Here is a 17,673-nt window from a genome sequence, read left to right on the forward strand (position 1 = left end):
GAGTGGACGGTAGCCTCGGCGCGGTGACGGAGGACGACTTCATGATCAGGCTGAGCCGGGACGAAGCGTTGGTGCTCTCAGACTGGCTTCACCGGATGATGGGCACTGCCGATTTCGACGAGTTGGTCGATCGCGACCAGGCAGTTTGGTCCCCGCTGTATCGCATCTGCGGGACGCTGGAGACCTCGCTGGCGGAGGTGTTCAGGCCGGATTACCCCGTCCGGCTGCAGGAGGCGAGGAAGCGGCTACTGGATGCGCTTGGCGGGGTGGGGCGGGCAACCGGCGATGCGTGACGCTCAGGCGGCACGTGTAGTCGGCTGCCGCCAGCCTCGTTGGCGTTCGCTGCGAATGCGGGCGCGTTCGCGGCGTTGGGCGGCCAGGACGTCGGGATTACGTGCGTTGACGTTTCGCCAGCGCAGGTAGGCCTGCAGTTTGCGGGTCAGGACGGTGTGGTTCGGGTGGTCGGAGCCGGCGATCACGAAGGTCCGCAGCGGGCCGAACTGGGCTTCTATCGGGTTGGCCCAGGACGCATACGTCGGGGTGAAGCACAGTTCGACCTTGTTCTGAGCCGCCCACGCCCGGATCTTGAGGCCCTTGTGCGCGGAGAGGTTGTCGAGGATGACGTAGATCGGCGCTCCGTCCTGACGCGCAGCCCGGATCGATTTGAGCGCGGCCAGGGTGTTCGCAGCGCTCTTGCGACGCCTGACGATGCCCCAGAGTTGGTCGTCCCCGACGCTGTAGCAGCCGTGGAATTGCCGGACGCCGTGCAGCTTGTGGTAGTTCGCCGGCAGCCGCTGCGGATGCCCGGACGGCGCCCACCCGGCACCGGCCTGCGGACGGATGACCAGTGGCCCGAACTCGTCGAAGGCGAACACCCGCTGCGGGAAATGCGCGGTGACGTACTCGATGCGGGCCAGCTTGGCATCCCGGTCGGGGTCGGTGGACTCCTTCCACGTCTTCGTCCGCTGAAAGGTGATCTTGTGCTGGTGCAGGATCTGCCGCAGACGTTCCCGCCCGATCCGAACTCGGCGAGTGGCATGGGCGGTGAGGTAGTCGGCGAGCTTGCGCACGCTCCACCGGGTGAACGGCCGCCCCAGTGCTTCGGGGCGGGCGTTGGCCGTCTCGACGATGAACGCTTCGTCATCGTCACTGATCAGGCGGGGACGGCCACCCGCCCACTGAGGGTCCAGGCTGGCCATGCCCATCTCGTTGAACCGGTGGATGACCTGCCTGATCGTGTCCTCGTCCGCCTGCACCAGCCGGGCGATCGCCGGCACCGTGTTCCCACCGGCCGAAGCAAGCACGACCATGGCCCGCCGTAATCGGACCGGCGAGCCGGTACCACGACGGGTGATCCTCAGCAGCTGCTGACCCTCCTGGTCACTGAGCCGCCGGACGCGCACGGGTTCTGCCACCGCCACAGCCTGAAGCCCGCGACGCCGCCCGTCAGCCAAGCCGGACGGCGTGTCATCCAACACCGCGAACCTTCGTGGTCAGAGCACTAGCGGCGGCAGCCGGCTACCTGCTCGACTGGTCCGAACTGAACGCGGAAGCAAACATCGGCGCCTGCCAGCAGCACCTCATCACAGCCGACCTCGGCCCGCTGATCACGGTGCTGCGCCCTGTCGTGCGACGGCTGACCTGAAAGCTGCTCAGCAGCGGACCCACGACGGTCCTTCAACTGGACACGGAACAACCAGGATCAACTCCTCGTCTCCCACAACGCCTGCCGATGCTCAGGTCAGGGCCGTGCGGTGCGGTGGGTGAGGAAGGCCCGCCAGGCGGCCGAGGTGAAGGTCAGCGCCGGGCCGGCCGGATCCTTTGAATCGCGTACGCCAACCACACCGGGCAGGTTGTCCGCGACCTCGACGCAGTCGCCGCCGTTGGAGCTGCTCCGGGTGCTCTTGCGCCAGATGGCGCCGGTCAGGTCAGCCATGATCGTGCCTCTAGGAAGTCGAGAGTCTGCCGGCGCGGAAGTGCCACCGAGCGCAGCGTATCCCAGATCGACCAAAGCCCGGTGGTCTCGTTTGTCAGCCGCCCGGCCGCCTGATCATCGAGGTACGCGACATCGCCGTCTTCGGTGGTCGCTATGACGAATGGCCCCGCCTGCCCGGCGTGCAGGCCAGCGTCCAAGGGGAGTACGTGCAGCAGGATGTTGGGCCGCTGGGCCATGTTGACCAGGTGGTCAAGCTGCGGACGCATGATCTCCGGGCTGCCTCGGCGTAGCGCGAACTCGTCAACGACCGCGACGAAGAGAGGCGGCTTACGCCGTTCCAGTACTGCCTTTTGGCGGCGCATACGGGTCTCGACGTAGTCGGCCACCTCGTCTTGCCCGAGCAACCCGCAGCTGAGAACTGCCGACGCGTACGCCGGTGTCTGCAACAAGCCCGGAATGACAGCGACCTGAAAGGACCGCAGCGAGGTCGCCTGAAGCTCCGTCTCCACCCATGGCCGCAGCCACGGCGGTTCACGACGTTTCAAAACGTCCGGCCAAAGGTCCTCCACCTCACGCCGGAGCGCCGCAGCCGCCGCCGCACGGTGACGCGGATGCGGCACACGGCCCGGTGTAATCCAGCGTCCAACCGTCTTCGGGTCCACCCCGACCTGCTCGGCGAGGCTATCGATGGTTTCACCGGCATCGGCCATGGCTGCCCTCAGCGCCTGGTTCATGACCACCTCCGAGAGGGACGTCTATGACGTCTGATGAACCTATATCCACGCGGTGTATCTGTCCACATGCAACCAGTGATCGTGGTTGCGAGGAGGTCGCCTGTGTCTGCACTAAAGCCCGCGAATGCCGTTCCCGCGTCGCGCTGGACGAGTCGCCCGGCCACCCCGGTGCCCGGCCACCGGGAGGACGGCACCCCCCGGGTGACACCCGGCGTCTACCTGCTGACCCGCGAGGCGTCACCGCAGTTCGCCAGGCCGATAGCGGTCCGGGTAATCCGCGAGCTGACCGATCGGAACAGCTACCACGGCTGGGCCTGGATCCAGGTCTACGTACTCGACCGCAACGGCGACGCCACCGAGCGCCGCGAGCTGTTTGTGCGGCCAGTCGGGCTTCTACCCGTACCCCCGCCGAGCAGAAGCCGGGCTCGGAGCCGACGGCGCGGCACGACCGGGGGCGACCGGTGAGACGACCGCACCCGCGCGATCACATCCCCTCCCGCCCGACCTGGCGCTGCCAAGCCTGCGGCAGCTCCTGGCCCTGCTCACCGGCGAAGCTACGCCTGCTCGCCGAGTACCGGGGCAACATGCCAGGGCTGCTGGTCCACCTGGTGACCCTGCGCGAACAGGCCACCGAACAACTAGCCGACCTGCACCCGAACGCCTACCCGACGAACCTGCACCAGCGCTTCACCGACTGGGTGCCGATCCACCCCTCCTGAGGACCCCCGTCCCGGGTGGCGGCAATTCCCCCTGCCGCGCCCGGGGCGGGTCACTCATCCGCGGCTGGCGGCTCTGTCGAGGTCTGTGCGGATTCCGCGCGGGAGGACAGGGCCTCGGCGATGGCGGCGAATTCGCGCAGGGCGGCCTGGAGGTCTTCGACGATCTCCTGAGCGATCACCTCGGGCGGCAGCAGGGCGTCGACGTCCTCCAGCGAAGCGTCACGCAGCCAGGTGATGTCCAGGTTCACCTTGTCCCGGGCGATCAACTCGTCGTAGCTGAACGCCTTGAACCGCTCGGACTCCACCCGCTCCGAGCGGTCCTTGCCGGGCAGATAGCAGTCCACGAAATCCTGGAGGTGTTCGCGGCGCAGCGGATTCTGCTTGAGGGTGAAGTGCTGGTTGGTACGGAAGTCGTACACCCAGAGCTTTTGGGTCCATGGCTGCTCGCGAGCCCGCTTGCGCTCGAAGAACAACACGTTGGCCTTGACCCCACCGGCATAGAAGATGCCGGTGGGCAGGCGCAGCAGAGTGTGCAGGTCGTACTGCTTGAGCAGTCGACGACGGATGGTCTCCCCCGCGCCGCCCTCGAAAAGCACGTTGTCCGGCAGGACCACGGCCGCCCGGCCGTCGATCTCCAGCAGCGCGGCGATGTGTTGTACGAAGTTGAGCTGCTTGTTGGCCGTCGCCGCCCAGAAATCGGTGCGTTCGATCTCCCGCTCCTCGCGGGACGCCTTGCCGGTCTCGGTCACCGACCGGATCGTGGAGCTGCGGCCGAACGGCGGGTTGGCCAGCACCAGGGTGTGCCGGCGGGCTGGCGGCTTACCCAGCGCGTCACCGATGGTGATCAGCGACTCCCCACCTGGGGTGCCGATGCCGTGCAGCAACATGTTCATGGCGGCCAGCCGCGCCGTACCCTCGACCAGCTCAGTACCGGTGATCGCGCCAGCCGCGAGGCTGCGGCGCTGGTCCGGGGTGAGGCTTGCGCCGTGGTGCCGCTGGACGTACTCGAAGGCGGCGAGCAGGAAACCACCGGTGCCGCAGGCCGGATCGGTGATCGTGTCGTCCGGGGTTGGCATCATGCAGTCCACCATCGCGGCCGTCAGCGCCCGAGGGGTGAAGTACTGTCCCGCCCCCGACTTGGTGTCCTCCGCGCCCCGGGCAAGCAACTCCTCGTACGCATCGCCCTTGACGTCGACACCGGTCCCGGACCAGTTTTCCTTGTCGATCAGGTCGACGATCAGCCGCTTGAGCTTCGCCGGATCCTGGATCTTGTTCTGCGCCTTGCGGAAGATCGTGCCGAGGGTGCCGCCTTCCTTGGCCAGCCCGGTCAGGATGTGCCGGTACTGCACCTCCAGCGCGTCACCCTCGGCATCCAGCAACGTCTGCCAGCTCAGCTCGGCTGGCACGATCTGCTCCGGCCGCATCGGCCGCTTCGCTCGCTCATCGGCCATCTTCAGGAACAGCAGGAAGGTCAACTGCTCCACATAATCGATGGTCGACACACCATCGTCGCGCAGCACATCACAGTAGTTCCAGAGCTTCTGCACCAGCCGGCGCGAATCCACAGTGCTCACAGCGGCAGTGCCTCCTGCTGGTAGTCATCGCCGGTCACCCTGGTCGGCGGTGCCGGCAAGTCTTTCTTCGTACGCCGAGAGCGCGCCTTCTGCCTCGGCAACGCCGCCTCGCGCTCAGCCCGAATCCGCGCCAACAACTCCGACGCCGGCTCATCATTCGGATCTTGGGGAATGAGCCGCCCCGCGAACGCCTCCGCCAACAACGACGCGCGCAGATGAGCTGCCTTCTGCCGGGCAGTCGCCACTGCCTTCTCCATGCCATCCAACATTGAAAGGTATGTCTCGGCCATCACCACCAGCCCTTCCTGCTCATCGCGAGGAGGAACAGGGACGGGGAACTGCCGCATTTTGCCGAGGCTGATGGAGGCTAGATTTACGCTTTGGAGGCCGTTGACCTCGAACCAGCGCCGCCCGAATCCGTTCGCGTGCCACGCCAACAACTTCGGGTGCAGCGCCTCATCTCTGACTCGGGCCCGGAAGACGTGGTTCTGGTGGATGCAATCGGGTATCTGCCCGTTCCACACCCAGCCTCGGCCCAACTTGTCCCGATCCCCACCCTCGTTGAGCAGCACGTCACCGGGGACTAACCGCAACTGTTCGACCTTCCTCGGAGGCACCCGAATCCGTGTCACCTCAGCAAGGTCGAGACGTCCCCGCTGCACGTTCGCAACCCGCAGATAAGGAACTTCCACAAAATCGGGATCCGACTGCCGCTTGGCGTCCTTGGTCACACCACCGACAACGTCGGCAATCTCCCCCAGCCGCTTCCACTGCCACGTGCTCGGAATTTTTGGCAAATCACCATCGATCACACTAGCTGGCTCGGGTGAATGCGCAACGCTCGTTAATGATTGATCCGTCAAACCTCCCACGCCCGCCAAGTACATGACTTTGTCCCGAAATCGATCAACGCGTCGAGCAACTTTGTCTACCTCAGCCATGCCTGCTTTCAAGATAGATAAGAAATCATCGAGAATGGCAGCAATGCGCTGTTGCTCAGCAAGCGGCGGAAGCGGAAGCGTAACAGACTTGAGGCTCGCTCCCGAGATGCCGGCCTGGCCTGCTGTCGTCCGCGCCAAGGCTCGCACATGAGACCTGACATAAGTTGATTGAAATAGGTACGCGACAACTTCGGGAACGGCAGCTTCGGGGTTCACTCGGACGCGGATAAGCTTGTCCGGGTAGGTCAGTGGGCCGACGTTCTGCGGGACGAGTGCACACGCTCCAACGAAGTCGATGTTTCCGTTGTAGCGAGTAAACACGAGGTCGCCAGGGCGAAGCAGAGAATCTGATCCCTCCAGGGATTCTGTGCTCTGTCCCGTGTAGCGAATATCGTCCATTCGAAGGTGGCCGGGCCGCACGGCACTGATGCGCAGGATCGGCACGCCGTCGGGCTCCGCGCCGGGGCGCGAGACGAAGATACCGTTCTTGACGGACTTGGCGATGTCGCCAAGGCGTACTTCCGTCCAGCCTTTTGGCAGGTCGGTCACGCGGAAAGCTCCTGGTTCAGTTCGGTGAGGAGGGGTTCGGCGCGGGGGCCAAAGGTGGTGGCGTAGCCGTCGATGCCGCCGCGTTCGGTGAAGGGTGCGCCGTCGAGGTCGTCCGGGGTGACCTCCACGCTTGTCGCTATCACGTTCTTGATCCTCTCCAGCCACCACACCTGGTCGGCAGTGAAGGTAGCTCCCGCCTGTTCCTGCCGCAGCAGCCACCCTCGGAAGCGTTCCTCGATGACGCTGCGGTAGGGCCGCAGCTCGGTGTCCAGCCCCAGTTCGTACCGGATGAGGCTGACCAGGTCGGTGACGCTGCGGGCGCCGGGGGCCTCGGCGGTGCGGCCGAGCAGGACGTACGCCTTCCAGAGCGATTCAGCCGTCCAGGCTTGCGGCGGTCGGGCGATCCGCCGGGCCAGGTCGGACAGGTCGGCGTACCCGATCCGGCCGCGTCCCTCGTAGAAGACCTGGAGGGCGGTGATCTCCGCGCGGTGGTCTTCCAGGTAGGCGTGCCAGTCCTTGACCATGTTCTGGGCCAGATCCTCGGCTGGCACCCCGCGCGCCGACAGCAGGGTGTCGACGTTCACCTCGTCGATGGTGATGTCGTGGGCCCGCCGGATGGCCAGGATGCGTTCCCGCAGTTCCGGGTTGGCGGCCAACGGGCGCAGGGCATCGGCCATCAGCTCGCGTACCGCTCGGGGGCCGGCGGCCTTCGCGGGGTTGAGCTGTTCCGGAGCGATGGCCTCGACCAGTCCCCGGGCGATCGCGGTGAGCGGCTGCCCGGCCAGCTCGGCGAGTTCCTCCCGCTCCGCGTCGGTGATCTTCCGGTCGAGCCGGGACAGCCGAGCCGACAGGGTGGCGACCTCGTCCGGGTTGGCGGTCAGGGTGCCTGCCTTGCGGAGCAGGTCACGCAGGGAGATCTGCTTCTCGGAGTGGCGGTGCAGGGGCACCGCCTCGTCCAACTCGGCTTCGGTGACGCCGACCGCGTCGACGATGACGAACCGGTCCTTGACCTGCGCGTCGGGGGTGACCGCCTGGAACTCGGCGGGGTCGATGGTGCGTGCCCCGCGTCCCTTCATCTGCTCGAAGTAGGTGGCGCTGCGGACCGGCCGGAGGAAGAAGACGCACTCCAGGGGGCGGACGTCCGTGCCGGTGGCGATCATGTCGACGGTCACCGCGATGCGCAGCTCCGGGCTGTTGCGGAAGGCTTGCAGCAGGGTGTCGGGGTTGGCCCCCTCACGACGGGAAGCATAGGTGATCTTCGCGGCGAAGTCGTTGCCACGCCCGAAGACCTGCCGCACCATCGTCACGATCTCCTCGGCGTGATTGTCGTCCCGCGCGAAGATCAGCGTCTTGGGCACGGTGTTGCGGCCCGGGAAGATCTCGGTGAACAACCGATCCCGGAAAGTCTCCAACACCAGCCGCAGCTGCCCCTTGGAGATCACCGATCGGCCGACCTGGCTGCCCTCGTACCGGAAATCGTCCTCCAGCTCCTGGTAACGCTCGGCCCGGGTACGCCGATCGCGCAGCGGCACCACCGTTCCGGCGTCGATGGTGTGCCCCGCCTCGGTGATCTGGGTCTTGATCCGGTACACGTCGAAGCCGACATTGACCCCGTCGGCCACCGCCTGCTCATAGGTGTACTGCGAGACCAGGTGCTGCTGGAAGAAGCCCAGGGTCTGGGCGACCGGGGTGGCGGTCAGGCCGACCACGAAGGCGTCGAAGTACTCGATCACCGCCCGCCACCGGCCGTAGATCGAGCGGTGACACTCGTCCACCACGATCAGGTCGAAGGTCTCCGGCGGGATGCGCGGCTGGTAGCCGACCTCCGCCGGAGCGTCCAGCTCATACTCGTCGTACGCGCGGTCGTCGGCATCCGGGTCGGGTAGGTCCTCACCGCGCAGGGCGGCGTAGAGCCGCTGAATCGTGGAGATGACCACGGTCGAGGAGTCGAGCAGACCCGCGCCGGAGAGCCGGTCCACGTTGTACAGCTCGGTGAACTTTCGCCCGTCGCCCGGGGTCTGGTAGCCCGCGTACTCCTGGAGGGTCTGCCGACCCAGGTTGTTGCGGTCGACGAGGAAGAGGATCCGGTTCGCGCGGGCGTGCTTGAGCAGCCGGTGGCTGGCGGTTACCGCGGTGAAGGTCTTGCCCGCGCCGGTGGCCATCTGGATCAGCGACCGGGGATGGTCGCCGGCCAGCGAGCGTTCCAGGCCCACGATCGCCTCGATCTGCGCCGGCCGCAGACCGGAGGGATTCAGCTCCGGCATCTGCCGCAGGCGGGCGCGCAGCGTCGGCGCGGCCGGGTCGTCGTCGGCCTCCCGCATCCACCGGGCCAGCGTCTCCGGCCGGTGAAAGGCAAAGACCTCCCGGGTACGCGGATGCGGGTCCAGCCCGTTGACGAAGGCGGTCTGCGTGCCGGTGGCGACATAGCCGAACGGCAGCGGCATGTCTCGCCGCCAGGCGGTCAGTTTCTGTGCGGGGGTCAGCCCGCGCCGGTAGCGGTCGAGTTGCGCCTCCACGCCACGCGGGGCGGTGCCTTCGCGCTTCGCCTCGATGACCCCGACCAGTTGCTGATCGACATAGAGCAGGTAGTCGGCCCGACCGCTGGCCAGGGTCACCTCCCGGAGGGCAACGCCGCGTCCCGCCTCCAGGTTGGCGTGTTCCTCGTCCTGGACCTGCCAGCCGGCCGCGTGGAGCTGCCGGTCGATCTCGACCCGGGTCTGTGCCTCGTTGAGGGGTCTGCGGGAGGCACGCCGGGCACGAGCGATGAACTCCTCCCGGCGGGCCGCCGACACCTTGCCGGTCCGGCTGGCGTCCCGGCGCTGCTGTTCGGCACGCGCCGCCGGCTCCAGGCTGGTGACCAGCTCGGCGGCCTCCTCGCGGGCGGCGGCAGCGGTCCGAACCGCCTGGTCGGCGGCCCGCTCGGCTTCTGCCTGCGCTCGCTCGACGGACTGTGCCCCGGTGAGCAGCAGCTTCGCCTCGGCCAACTCCCGGCGGTAGCGGTCCAGCTCGTCTCGGAGTGCGTCGGCGACGCTGCGCGGAACCTGCTGCTGTGGTGGCGTGGGCGGCACGAAGCCGATCGGCGAGCGGTCACCGGACACCGCCCGGTGAAACCACAGTCCCAGCTCGAAGCAGGTACGCAGCATCTCCAGTGCGGCACGTACCTCGGCCAGGTGGTCGTGGACCGCCTTGTTGCCCTGATCCCGCAGGCTGTGGAAGGCCCGGTGGATCTCCCGGGTCAGGGTCCCGTCCGCGTGCAGCGCCTCCACCCGGTGGTAGAAGTCGCTGCGGGGTTGCTGCCCGGTGCGCCGCAGCAGTTCCTTGGCCAACTCGTCGCCGAAGGCGCGGATCTTGAACATCGCGGCCTGCGCGTCGACATAAACCAGCAGCTCAGCGCCCGCCCCATACCAGACCAGCAGCGGATGATCCTTCAGCAGGAAACCGAAGTTGGCCGACCGTTCCGCCAAACGCCGTAATTGTCGCGGATTCACGTTCCCCCACGTCCACAGTTGCCGATGAACACGCCAGGATACGTACGAGGAATGGCGTTTGACCCACCTTGTCGCCGACCCGACACGCGCTGGCCCCGGTGGCGCCGCCCATCGATGCGGTGCCGTCCCGCGACAGCGGGCGGACGTGTGGATCACGCCGTACGATGCTGCTCCGTAGCTTTTGGACGAGGAGGATCATGTCCACGGCACCGCAGACCTCAACGCTCCGGCTGTTCGCCGTCGACGCGGGCATGCTCGTCGCCACCATGCTCGCCTTCGGCGGCTATCTGATGCCCTGGTTTCGTCGGAGCGAGCGCGCCCTGTGGTCCTTCTCCGGCTGGGAGTACGCCTCGCTCGGCGATGGGGGCGGCTGGACTCTGCTCACCTTCGGTTGGCTGCTGCTGGCTGCCGGGGCGGCACTGTGGGCAGGACGGAGCGTGGTGGCGGCGATGACCGGAGTGGTCGCCGCCATCGGCACCCTGGTCACCGCTCTGGCGGTGGTGGCGGCGAGCTTCGCCATGTTGGGCGAGCAGAGCAGCCTGGATTCGGTGGCGGAGCGACCGTTCGGTGCCGGGCTGCCGATCATGGCGGTTGGTATCGGACTGCTCCTGGCCACCTCCTGCCGGGCGATCGTCCGATGCCATCTGCTTCAGGTCGCCGAGGACCAGCACGAACCGCCTCAGCCGCCGTCTGCGTAGCTCAACACCTAGCGGCATAGCGAATTTGCTCCAGCGCGAATTGCTGGTGTGGAAATCGCAGATCCGAAGCTTCCCAGCCCCGCTTCCGGGTGACGCTAAATAAGCATTATCGCGACTACGCCAGGTTTGCGAGCTAGCACACAATTCATCCGGACATCGAACCCGCACGAGATGAATGAGCTAATTTGAATAATTGACGGTTACAGATGAATTTCGTTATTCTTGCGCGGCAGATGGCGCTCTGCGTGTTCGACGGGGCCCCACACTCAGCGTCAGCATGGAGGAATCACCATGGACGATGCCCGCAAGACCTGGCGACGACGTTCCACGAAATCATCGGCGGTCGCCATTGCGGCTGCCCTACTCGTCTCGGTGGCCGCGTCACCGGTGGCTGCGGCCGAGGGCAGCATTCTCGGCATCGACAATCCGAATGCCATTCCGGACAGTTACCTCGTGGTACTCAAGGACGACTCGGCCGTCAACGCCCAAACGCTGACCCGTGAGCTGACCACCAGGTACGACGTCAAGGTGGCGCACACCTACTCGCATGCGTTGAACGGATTCGCGGGCACGATGAGCCACGCCACTGCTCGCCGGCTCGCTGCCCAGCCGGGAGTGGCGTACGTCGAGCAGGACATCGAGGTCCGACTCACGAGTACGCAGGTGAACCCGCCGTCGTGGGGGCTCGACCGGATCGATCAGCGGCACCTGCCGCTCGACAACACGTACACGTACCCGGACGCGACGAACAGGGTGCGGGCGTATGTGATCGACACCGGGATCCGGACGACACATGCCGATTTCGGTGGCCGGGCGGTCTGGGGCATCAACACCACCGGGGACGGGATCAACACCGACTGCAACGGCCACGGTACGCATGTCGCGGGCACCCTCGGTGGCAGGGCATTCGGGGTTGCCAAGAGCGTGTCACTGGTCGCGGTCAAGGTCCTCGGCTGCGGCGGAGTGGGTACCACGGCGGCGGTCATCGCCGGGGTCGAATGGGTGACCGCTCAACACGTGACCAAGGGGACGGCGGTGGCGAACATGAGTCTCGGCGCCAAAGGCAGCCACGTCACCCTGGAGAACGCGATCCGGGGTTCCATCCTGAAAGGCGTGCTCTACACGATCTCCTCGGGTAACAACAACTCCGACGCCTGCGAATACACCCCGGCCAAGGTCCTTGAGGCGATCACGGTGAACGCCAGCACCATCGGCGACTCCCGGGCACTGTTCTCCAACTGGGGCCGCTGCACCGACATCTTCGCCCCCGGCCAGGAAATCCGTTCCGCCTGGTACACCAGCGACAACAGCTCCTACATTGCCAGCGGCACCTCGATGGCCGCCCCGCACGTCGCCGGTGCCGCCGCCCTGATCCTCGGCGTCACCCCCGGCCTGACGCCTCAGCAGGTAGGCAACCTGATCTTGGGCAACGCCACCCAGGACAAGATCCCCAACCCGGAGGGCTCGCCGAACCGGCTGCTCTACGTCGGCCCGACCGGGGTCGTCCCCATTCCGGGTGGTGCTCCGCTGGGCCCGACCGGTTCCTGATCTCCGACTCGCACAGTGGGGCCGCAGCAGAACTGCGGCCCCGCCCGCGTTCTGGTCCGTTACTGGACGGCCCGCCAGGCAGCGCCTCAATCCGCCGGCTGGCCTTGCCGGACGATGCCACGCGCGAAGGCGAACAGGCCCGCCTGGTCGACCCGCTCCGGGTCGACCAGCACGGTCACCCCGACTCCCGGCTCGGCCAGCCAGAACACCTGAACATCGGTCGCCAGGCCGGGCCCTTCGGGGTGCGGGAACTCGGTCACCTGGGAGTCGTCGTACTCGCGTTCGTGGTAGTCGACGAGGAAGTCGCGCAGCCCGTCGAGGTCGGCCAGCCGCTGCCCGCGCAGCACATGCACCCGTAGGTCCACCCGGTGCCCGTCGGCGGTCTGCCGCTCCCAGACCCGGCTGGTGATCTGCACGTCCCCCCACTCGCTGGCGAAGTCGGAGACCAGATCGCCCAGCCCCTCCGGCAGGTGTCCGATGTGGAATCCGTCCAACAACGCGCTCTCGCTCACTGCGCCACCTCCCCTGTCGTCGCGCCCTCGGCGGTCAGTTACCCAGTGCGCGTACCTTCGCGATGGTCTCCTGGACGTGCTGTTTGGCGGGCTCACCACCCTGGGCGGCCTGCGCCAGGGCCTGCCGGTACGAGTCGATCATGTTGATCAGCGGCCCGGCGGCGACCCCCTGAAGGGCTCCCGCGACGAGTTGCCGCGCCTCGGCCGCGTCCTGCGCGGCGGCGGCCGTCTTCGCCTTGGCCTCGTCCAGCTTCTGTGCCGCCGCCGCCAGCCTGGCGATCATCTCCGCTGCACTCACACGCCCTCCCTCACGTCCTCCACCATCCGAGCAACGACCACAAAGGAGCCTACGAGACTCCCGCACCCTGAAACAGCAGCGGAGATCTTGGTACGAAAGTGCCCCTGGAGGGGCGCAGGCGTACCAAGATCTCGGCGCATCTTCACCGCAGCGTGCGGATCAGGATCAGATAGCCGCAGTAGGCGAGCGGTACGGCCAGGAAGCAGAGCAGGAAACCGATCACCGGGTAGCGGGGTGCGGTCGTCGCGCCGACGGCGGGCCGACCCCAGCGGCCGAGCACCAGCCAGCCACCGATCAGTGAGGCGGCGGGCAGGCCGGCACACATCCAGGAGAACAGGGTCCATCCGCCGACCACCCCGATTCCGGAGGCCAGCACCATCACCAGCATGATCAGCACCGACACGGCCGCGAACCCGAGGTAGACGGCGATCGCCCGGGCCATCGGGGACCAGCTCGGCAGCAGCGCCGGCCGCTGGGCCAGCACCTCGGTCTGCTGGGCGTACCGGTCGGCCTCGTCGGCCCACCGCCGCACCATCTCAAGCTCCGTGGCCGGGTCGACTTCGCCGACCCGCTGGCCGGGCACCCCGGCCGCCGTCGCGCTCACCGCCACCGGCAACGTCCGCTCCGCCTCCCCCACACCCCCCTGGGAGTACGCCCCGACCCCCGGCCGCCCCGGCGCGGCGGCTACGCCGCCGTCCCACCCCGTCCCGTTCGCAGGTGGCCCGGAGGACACCGGCGCACCGGGTGGACCGGAGACGGGCGCGGTGCTCGGCTGCGGCCCGACGGGCGGCGGTGCGACGGCGATCGTGCGGCCCAACTGGTCCAGCCGCTGCCCCTGGGCCGACAGTCGACGGTCCAGGTAGTCGACGGCCGCACCGAGATCCCGCCGCCGGTCGGCCTCGGCGGCGACACCCTGCTCGTCGGCGCGCTGCTGGACGGACAGGTGCCGGACCAGCGCGGCGTACTCGTCGAAGGTGGACACGCTCACTCCTGCCCGTCGCCGGGGTGCTCGTCGCGGGCGAACGGCACGATCAGTCGGATCCGCTGGTCGTGCCGGTCGACCAGCAACGCCCGGTCGGCCCGGGGGGTGTACGCCAGGTCGTGCACCCCCAGGTGCAGGCCGAGGTCGGCGCCGGGCACGTTCAGCGCCACCAGGCAGGCGATGTCGTCGCGGTTCTGGGTCCCGCCGAGGTCGTCGGCGAGTCGACGCAGCCCCCGCCACCAGCCGAGCAGGTGCACCCCGTGACCGGGGCCCTGACGCAGCAGGGTGCGCAGGTCGTCGTGGCCGCTGCGGAAGGTGGCCGGGTCGCTCTCGGCGAGCAGTCCGGCGGCGGCGTCCATCCCGAACACCACCAGGTAGGCCCGCCCCGGCGGGGTCGTGGGGTCGGTCGCGCCGAGGGTGGCCAGGTGCTGCCGCAGGGCGGGGGCGTCGAGGCGTACCACCGGGTGGCCGGCGGCGGTCAGGGTGGCTGCGGTGTCGTCGGCGGCCGGGTCGGCGGCGGCGACCAGGGGGGCCAGTAGGAAGGTCACCTCCCCGGGGGTGTGCTGCCGGGCCAGGCTCAGGGTGGCCGCCCGCAGCACCTCGGCACCGGCGGTGGCGGTGCCGACCACGGCCAGGTGCCGCCCGGGGGCGGTGTCCATGATGAACAGGGCGCTGGTGCCGTCCACGTCGACCGTGCGACCGACCAGGGCCAGGGGTCGCCGACCGCCGGGGCGCAGGCCGGTGAAGGTGGGGTCCTCCTCCACCCGGGCGGTCTCGTAGCCCCGGAACACCGAGGGTGGCCGGGCGGTGGCCGGGCGGGCCTGCCACAGCTCGTGCCGCAGTCGGGTCAACTCCTCGGCGGCGGCGTAGGCGTCCGGGAAGCGGATGATCGTGTTGGCCCCGGACACCCCGGCGGCGGTGTTCACCACGGCCGAGCCGACCGGCAGGGTGGCTGCGGCGTCGTTGAGCTGGTCGAGCACTCCCCCGCCTCCGGGCAGCGCCACCCGCAACGCGAACTGCCCGAACACCGCCTCGGCCCGACCGTAGAGGGCCTCGATGCCGGTGGTGCTCTGGCTGGCCAGCACCAGATGGATGCCGTACGAGCGGCCCTTGCGGGCCAACTCCTCCAGCAGGTCCACCGACTCCCGGGAGATCGGGTCGTTGCCGGCCAGCAGCACCTGGAACTCGTCGATCACGGCGACGATCCTCGGCACGGCGGTGTCAGCGGGCAGGTCGGCCAGTTTGGTGACCCCGTGGCGTTTCAGGGCGGTGGCCCGGCGGTGCAGTTCGCGGCGCAGTTCCCGCAGCACGGCCACCCCGTACTCGCGGTCGCTCTCGATGCCCACGGCTCGGGCGTGCGGCAGCCAGGAGGGGTCGCGGCCGGTGGGGACGAACTCGGTGAAGCTCACCCCCTCCTTGAAGTCGAGCAGGTAGAGCTGCAACTCGGTGGGGGCGTAGCGGGCGGCCAGCCCGTAGAGCACGTCCAGCAGGAACACCGTCTTGCCGCTACCGGTACGCCCACCGACCAGCCAGTGCGGGGTGGCGTCGTCGAAGGCGATCGTGAAGGGTTCCCGGCCGGCTCGACCGACCACGGTACGCAGGCCGAAGCGGGCCGAGGCGGCCCACCGCTGGGACGGCAGCAGATCGGCGAAGCCGACCGTGGCGCCCCGGCGGGCGGTCTCGCCGAGGTGGGTGGCCAGCGCCGCTACCGAGGCCGGCGGCGGGTCGCCGTCCAGGCGTACCGGCAGGGGCAGGCCGCTGCCGTCGGCGCTGAAGGGTGCGTGCGGCGGGTCACCGACCCGGGCGTACCCGTCGATCATCCGCAGGGTGGTCGTGGTGCCCAGCGGCGGCAGTGTCTCCCCGGGCCCGGCGGCGGTCCACCCGGCCAGCAGGACGCAGACGGCGGCGGCCGGTCCGGCGTGGGTGAGCGCGGCCAGCCGGGCGGCCTCGCGGGGGGAGGGGACGGAGGCGGCGACCAGCACCAGGAGTTCCTGGTCGGGGCGGTCGCTGCGCCGGGCGGTACGGGCGTGTTGTTCGGCGGCGTCCAGCAGGGTGGCGACTTCCGCCTCGGTGGTGGCCGGTGGGTCGATGACCCCGGAGTCCAGCAGGGGTCGCAGGGGTCCGAAGGTGGCCCCCAGGGCTCCGCTGTCCAGCCCGGCCACCCGGACCGAGCCGGGTGCGGCCGTGGCCAGCAGCCGCAGCACGACCGCGCGCAGCAGCCCGGCCACGGCCGGGTTGCGGGCGTCCGTGTCGACGGACAGGTGGTGGCCGGCCCCGAGGGGCACCAGGACGGGGAAGCCCGCACCGGCGGTTATCGCCTCGCCCAGGCGTACCGGCACCGGTTGACCGGCCAGGGGGGTGCCCGGGGTGGGGGTGGCCAGGGTGCCGCCGACCCGGGCCAGCCGGGTCAGCAGGTCGGGGTCGACCCTGGGTGCGGGGGGTGTCGTCCCCCGCAGGGCCTCCCGGGCGGCCTCGAGGTGGGCCCGGGCGGCCCGGTGGGCGGCGGTAGCCTGCCCGTACGCCGACGCGAGCCTGCCCAACCTCTGCTCCTCCGCCGCCCGTCCTGTGGTCCGCTGAAACCCTAACGGACCACGGCCGGGCGGGCACGCGTCCGCGTACCCGGACGTGTCGGCCCACAGTGGAACGGCGACGGCCGACGGTGCGCGGGGTGCGTACCGTCGGCCGTCGGCGGTGAGCGGTCAGCCGGTGACCGCGTTGAGGGCCGGCAGGTAGCCGTGGCGGTAGCCGTCGGCGTTCGGGTGGTACGCCTCGATGACCCCGGTGACGTCACGGATCCACGGCTGGGCGGCGCAGACGCCGTGACCGGCGAAGGTGGGCCGGGTGTCGGCGAAGGTGGCCCCGGCCGCCGCCGCCCGGTCGGCGGTGACCTGGGCCAGGGTGTCGGCGGCCTCGTTGAGCAGGGTTCGCTTCTGGCTGCTCATCGCCAGCAGTCCACAGGAGCCGGTCTCGAACAGGCGCGGGTAGCCGAGCACGATCAGGCGGGCGTTGGGGGCCCGGTCGCGGATGGCGGCGTAGGTGCGGTCCAGCCGGGCCGGGAGGGTGCCGGTGGCGAAGGCCTTCGCCTGGTTGACCGCGTTGGTGCAGCTGGAGGTGCTGCCGAACCGGCAACTGGTCATCACGTCGGCGAAGCCGGCGTCGTTACCGCCGACCGTGATGGTGACCATGGTGGTGGTGCTGCTCAGCGAGCTGAGCTGGTTGTTGAGCACGTCGGCGGTGACCGCCCCACCGCAGGCGGGGAAGCGGAAGCTGGCCACGTTGTTGGCCGCGGCCCACAGCGGGGCGTACGACTTCTGACTGCGCAGGCAGGTGGACAGGTCGTACGGGCCGGCGCCGACCCCGGAGGAGTAGGAGTCGCCGAGGGCTACGTAGTGGATGGGAGCGGCAGCCTGGGCGGCGGCGGGCACGGCCAGCGCACCGAGGGTGGCGGTGGCGATGGCGACCAGCGCGGCCAGGGCGCGGGCCAGCGGACGGTGGGGCATTGGCGGACCTCCACAAGGGGGTGGTGGTGGAGCCCGAGAACCGCGCGCGTGGCCAAGGGTTGTTACTGGGCGGTAATGCTATCGAAACATCTGGATTAAGGGAATAGCCGACGGCACCCGCCCGATCGGCGTGATCAGGCGGGTGCCGTGTGCTCTGGGCCGCGTGCTGTTAACAGGGGGCCCTTCCTATGCAC

17 protein-coding genes are annotated in these 17,673 nt (G+C 68.8%); 6 read left to right on the forward strand and 11 right to left on the reverse strand.

Annotated features, from left to right (window positions below):
• Window positions 1-23 precede the first annotated feature (23 nt).
• A complete protein-coding gene (locus tag ACGFIK_RS07635) occupies window positions 24-293 on the forward strand; it encodes a hypothetical protein (protein ID WP_327024911.1) in 270 nt (89 codons plus the stop codon).
• Window positions 294-296: 3 nt separating this feature from the next.
• Here ACGFIK_RS07635 and ACGFIK_RS07640 read toward each other — a convergent pair whose 3' ends face one another.
• The gene (locus ACGFIK_RS07640; RefSeq protein ID WP_327024910.1) at window positions 297-1,415 is read right to left on the reverse strand and encodes an IS630 family transposase; all 1,119 of its coding nucleotides are present in this window, start codon (window positions 1,413-1,415) and stop codon (window positions 297-299) included.
• Window positions 1,416-1,489: 74 nt separating this feature from the next.
• On the opposite strand from ACGFIK_RS07640, the gene ACGFIK_RS07645 reads away from it, so the two are divergent.
• A complete protein-coding gene (locus tag ACGFIK_RS07645; RefSeq protein ID WP_327024909.1) occupies window positions 1,490-1,645 on the forward strand; it encodes a hypothetical protein in 156 nt (51 codons plus the stop codon).
• A gap of 96 nt (window positions 1,646-1,741) precedes the next feature.
• Here ACGFIK_RS07645 and ACGFIK_RS07650 read toward each other — a convergent pair whose 3' ends face one another.
• The gene (locus ACGFIK_RS07650; protein WP_327024908.1) at window positions 1,742-1,936 is read right to left on the reverse strand and encodes a DUF397 domain-containing protein; all 195 of its coding nucleotides are present in this window, start codon (window positions 1,934-1,936) and stop codon (window positions 1,742-1,744) included.
• Window positions 1,924-2,670, reverse strand: coding sequence for a DUF5753 domain-containing protein (locus tag ACGFIK_RS07655; RefSeq protein WP_327024907.1), 747 nt, complete (start codon window positions 2,668-2,670; stop codon window positions 1,924-1,926). The genes ACGFIK_RS07650 and ACGFIK_RS07655 overlap by 13 nt, the downstream gene beginning before the upstream one ends.
• Window positions 2,671-2,772: 102 nt before the next feature.
• On the opposite strand from ACGFIK_RS07655, the gene ACGFIK_RS07660 reads away from it, so the two are divergent.
• Window positions 2,773-3,135, forward strand: coding sequence for a hypothetical protein (locus ACGFIK_RS07660; protein ID WP_327024906.1), 363 nt, complete (start codon window positions 2,773-2,775; stop codon window positions 3,133-3,135).
• Complete coding sequence (locus ACGFIK_RS07665) at window positions 3,132-3,389, forward strand: flavin reductase (protein ID WP_327024905.1); 258 nt, start codon at window positions 3,132-3,134, stop codon at window positions 3,387-3,389. Before ACGFIK_RS07660 ends, ACGFIK_RS07665 begins: the two co-directional genes overlap by 4 nt.
• A gap of 50 nt (window positions 3,390-3,439) precedes the next feature.
• On the opposite strand, the gene ACGFIK_RS07670 is transcribed toward ACGFIK_RS07665, so the two are convergent.
• From ACGFIK_RS07670 to ACGFIK_RS07680, 3 genes are read right to left on the reverse strand one after another with little or no spacing between them, the layout of a single operon-like run.
• Window positions 3,440-4,963 carry a class I SAM-dependent DNA methyltransferase gene (locus ACGFIK_RS07670; protein ID WP_327024904.1) on the reverse strand — a complete coding sequence of 508 codons (1,524 nt, stop codon included), beginning with the start codon at window positions 4,961-4,963 and terminating at the stop codon, window positions 3,440-3,442.
• On the reverse strand, window positions 4,960-6,453 hold the full coding sequence (locus ACGFIK_RS07675; RefSeq protein ID WP_327024903.1) for a restriction endonuclease subunit S: 1,494 nt from the start codon (window positions 6,451-6,453) through the stop codon (window positions 4,960-4,962). The genes ACGFIK_RS07670 and ACGFIK_RS07675 overlap by 4 nt, the downstream gene beginning before the upstream one ends.
• Entirely contained in the window at window positions 6,450-9,917 is a 3,468-nt protein-coding gene (locus tag ACGFIK_RS07680) for a DEAD/DEAH box helicase family protein (protein WP_393338296.1), read from the reverse strand. Before ACGFIK_RS07680 ends, ACGFIK_RS07675 begins: the two co-directional genes overlap by 4 nt.
• A gap of 221 nt (window positions 9,918-10,138) precedes the next feature.
• On the opposite strand from ACGFIK_RS07680, the gene ACGFIK_RS07685 reads away from it, so the two are divergent.
• Window positions 10,139-10,639 (forward strand): hypothetical protein, encoded by a 501-nt coding sequence (locus ACGFIK_RS07685; RefSeq protein WP_327024901.1) that lies wholly within the window; start codon window positions 10,139-10,141, stop codon window positions 10,637-10,639.
• Between the two features lie 291 nt (window positions 10,640-10,930).
• On the forward strand, window positions 10,931-12,187 hold the full coding sequence (locus ACGFIK_RS07690; protein ID WP_393338299.1) for a S8 family peptidase: 1,257 nt from the start codon (window positions 10,931-10,933) through the stop codon (window positions 12,185-12,187).
• An 86-nt stretch (window positions 12,188-12,273) separates the two neighbouring features.
• Here ACGFIK_RS07690 and ACGFIK_RS07695 read toward each other — a convergent pair whose 3' ends face one another.
• From ACGFIK_RS07695 to ACGFIK_RS07715, 5 genes are all read right to left on the reverse strand, one after another.
• Window positions 12,274-12,699 (reverse strand): hypothetical protein, encoded by a 426-nt coding sequence (locus tag ACGFIK_RS07695; protein ID WP_393338302.1) that lies wholly within the window; start codon window positions 12,697-12,699, stop codon window positions 12,274-12,276.
• 34 nt (window positions 12,700-12,733) lie between these two features.
• Window positions 12,734-12,997 carry a DUF6244 family protein gene (locus ACGFIK_RS07700; protein ID WP_102660593.1) on the reverse strand — a complete coding sequence of 88 codons (264 nt, stop codon included), beginning with the start codon at window positions 12,995-12,997 and terminating at the stop codon, window positions 12,734-12,736.
• A gap of 142 nt (window positions 12,998-13,139) precedes the next feature.
• Window positions 13,140-13,979, reverse strand: a complete 840-nt coding sequence (locus tag ACGFIK_RS07705; protein WP_393338304.1) for a hypothetical protein — start codon at window positions 13,977-13,979, stop codon at window positions 13,140-13,142.
• 2 nt (window positions 13,980-13,981) lie between these two features.
• Complete coding sequence (locus ACGFIK_RS07710) at window positions 13,982-16,519, reverse strand: FtsK/SpoIIIE domain-containing protein (RefSeq protein ID WP_393338307.1); 2,538 nt, start codon at window positions 16,517-16,519, stop codon at window positions 13,982-13,984.
• Window positions 16,520-16,678: 159 nt separating this feature from the next.
• Window positions 16,679-17,479 carry an SGNH/GDSL hydrolase family protein gene (locus tag ACGFIK_RS07715; RefSeq protein ID WP_327024896.1) on the reverse strand — a complete coding sequence of 267 codons (801 nt, stop codon included), beginning with the start codon at window positions 17,477-17,479 and terminating at the stop codon, window positions 16,679-16,681.
• Between the last annotated feature and the right edge of the window lie 194 nt (window positions 17,480-17,673).

Source organism: Micromonospora sp. NPDC048871 (genome assembly GCF_043198155.1).
Classification (GTDB): domain Bacteria; phylum Actinomycetota; class Actinomycetes; order Mycobacteriales; family Micromonosporaceae; genus Micromonospora.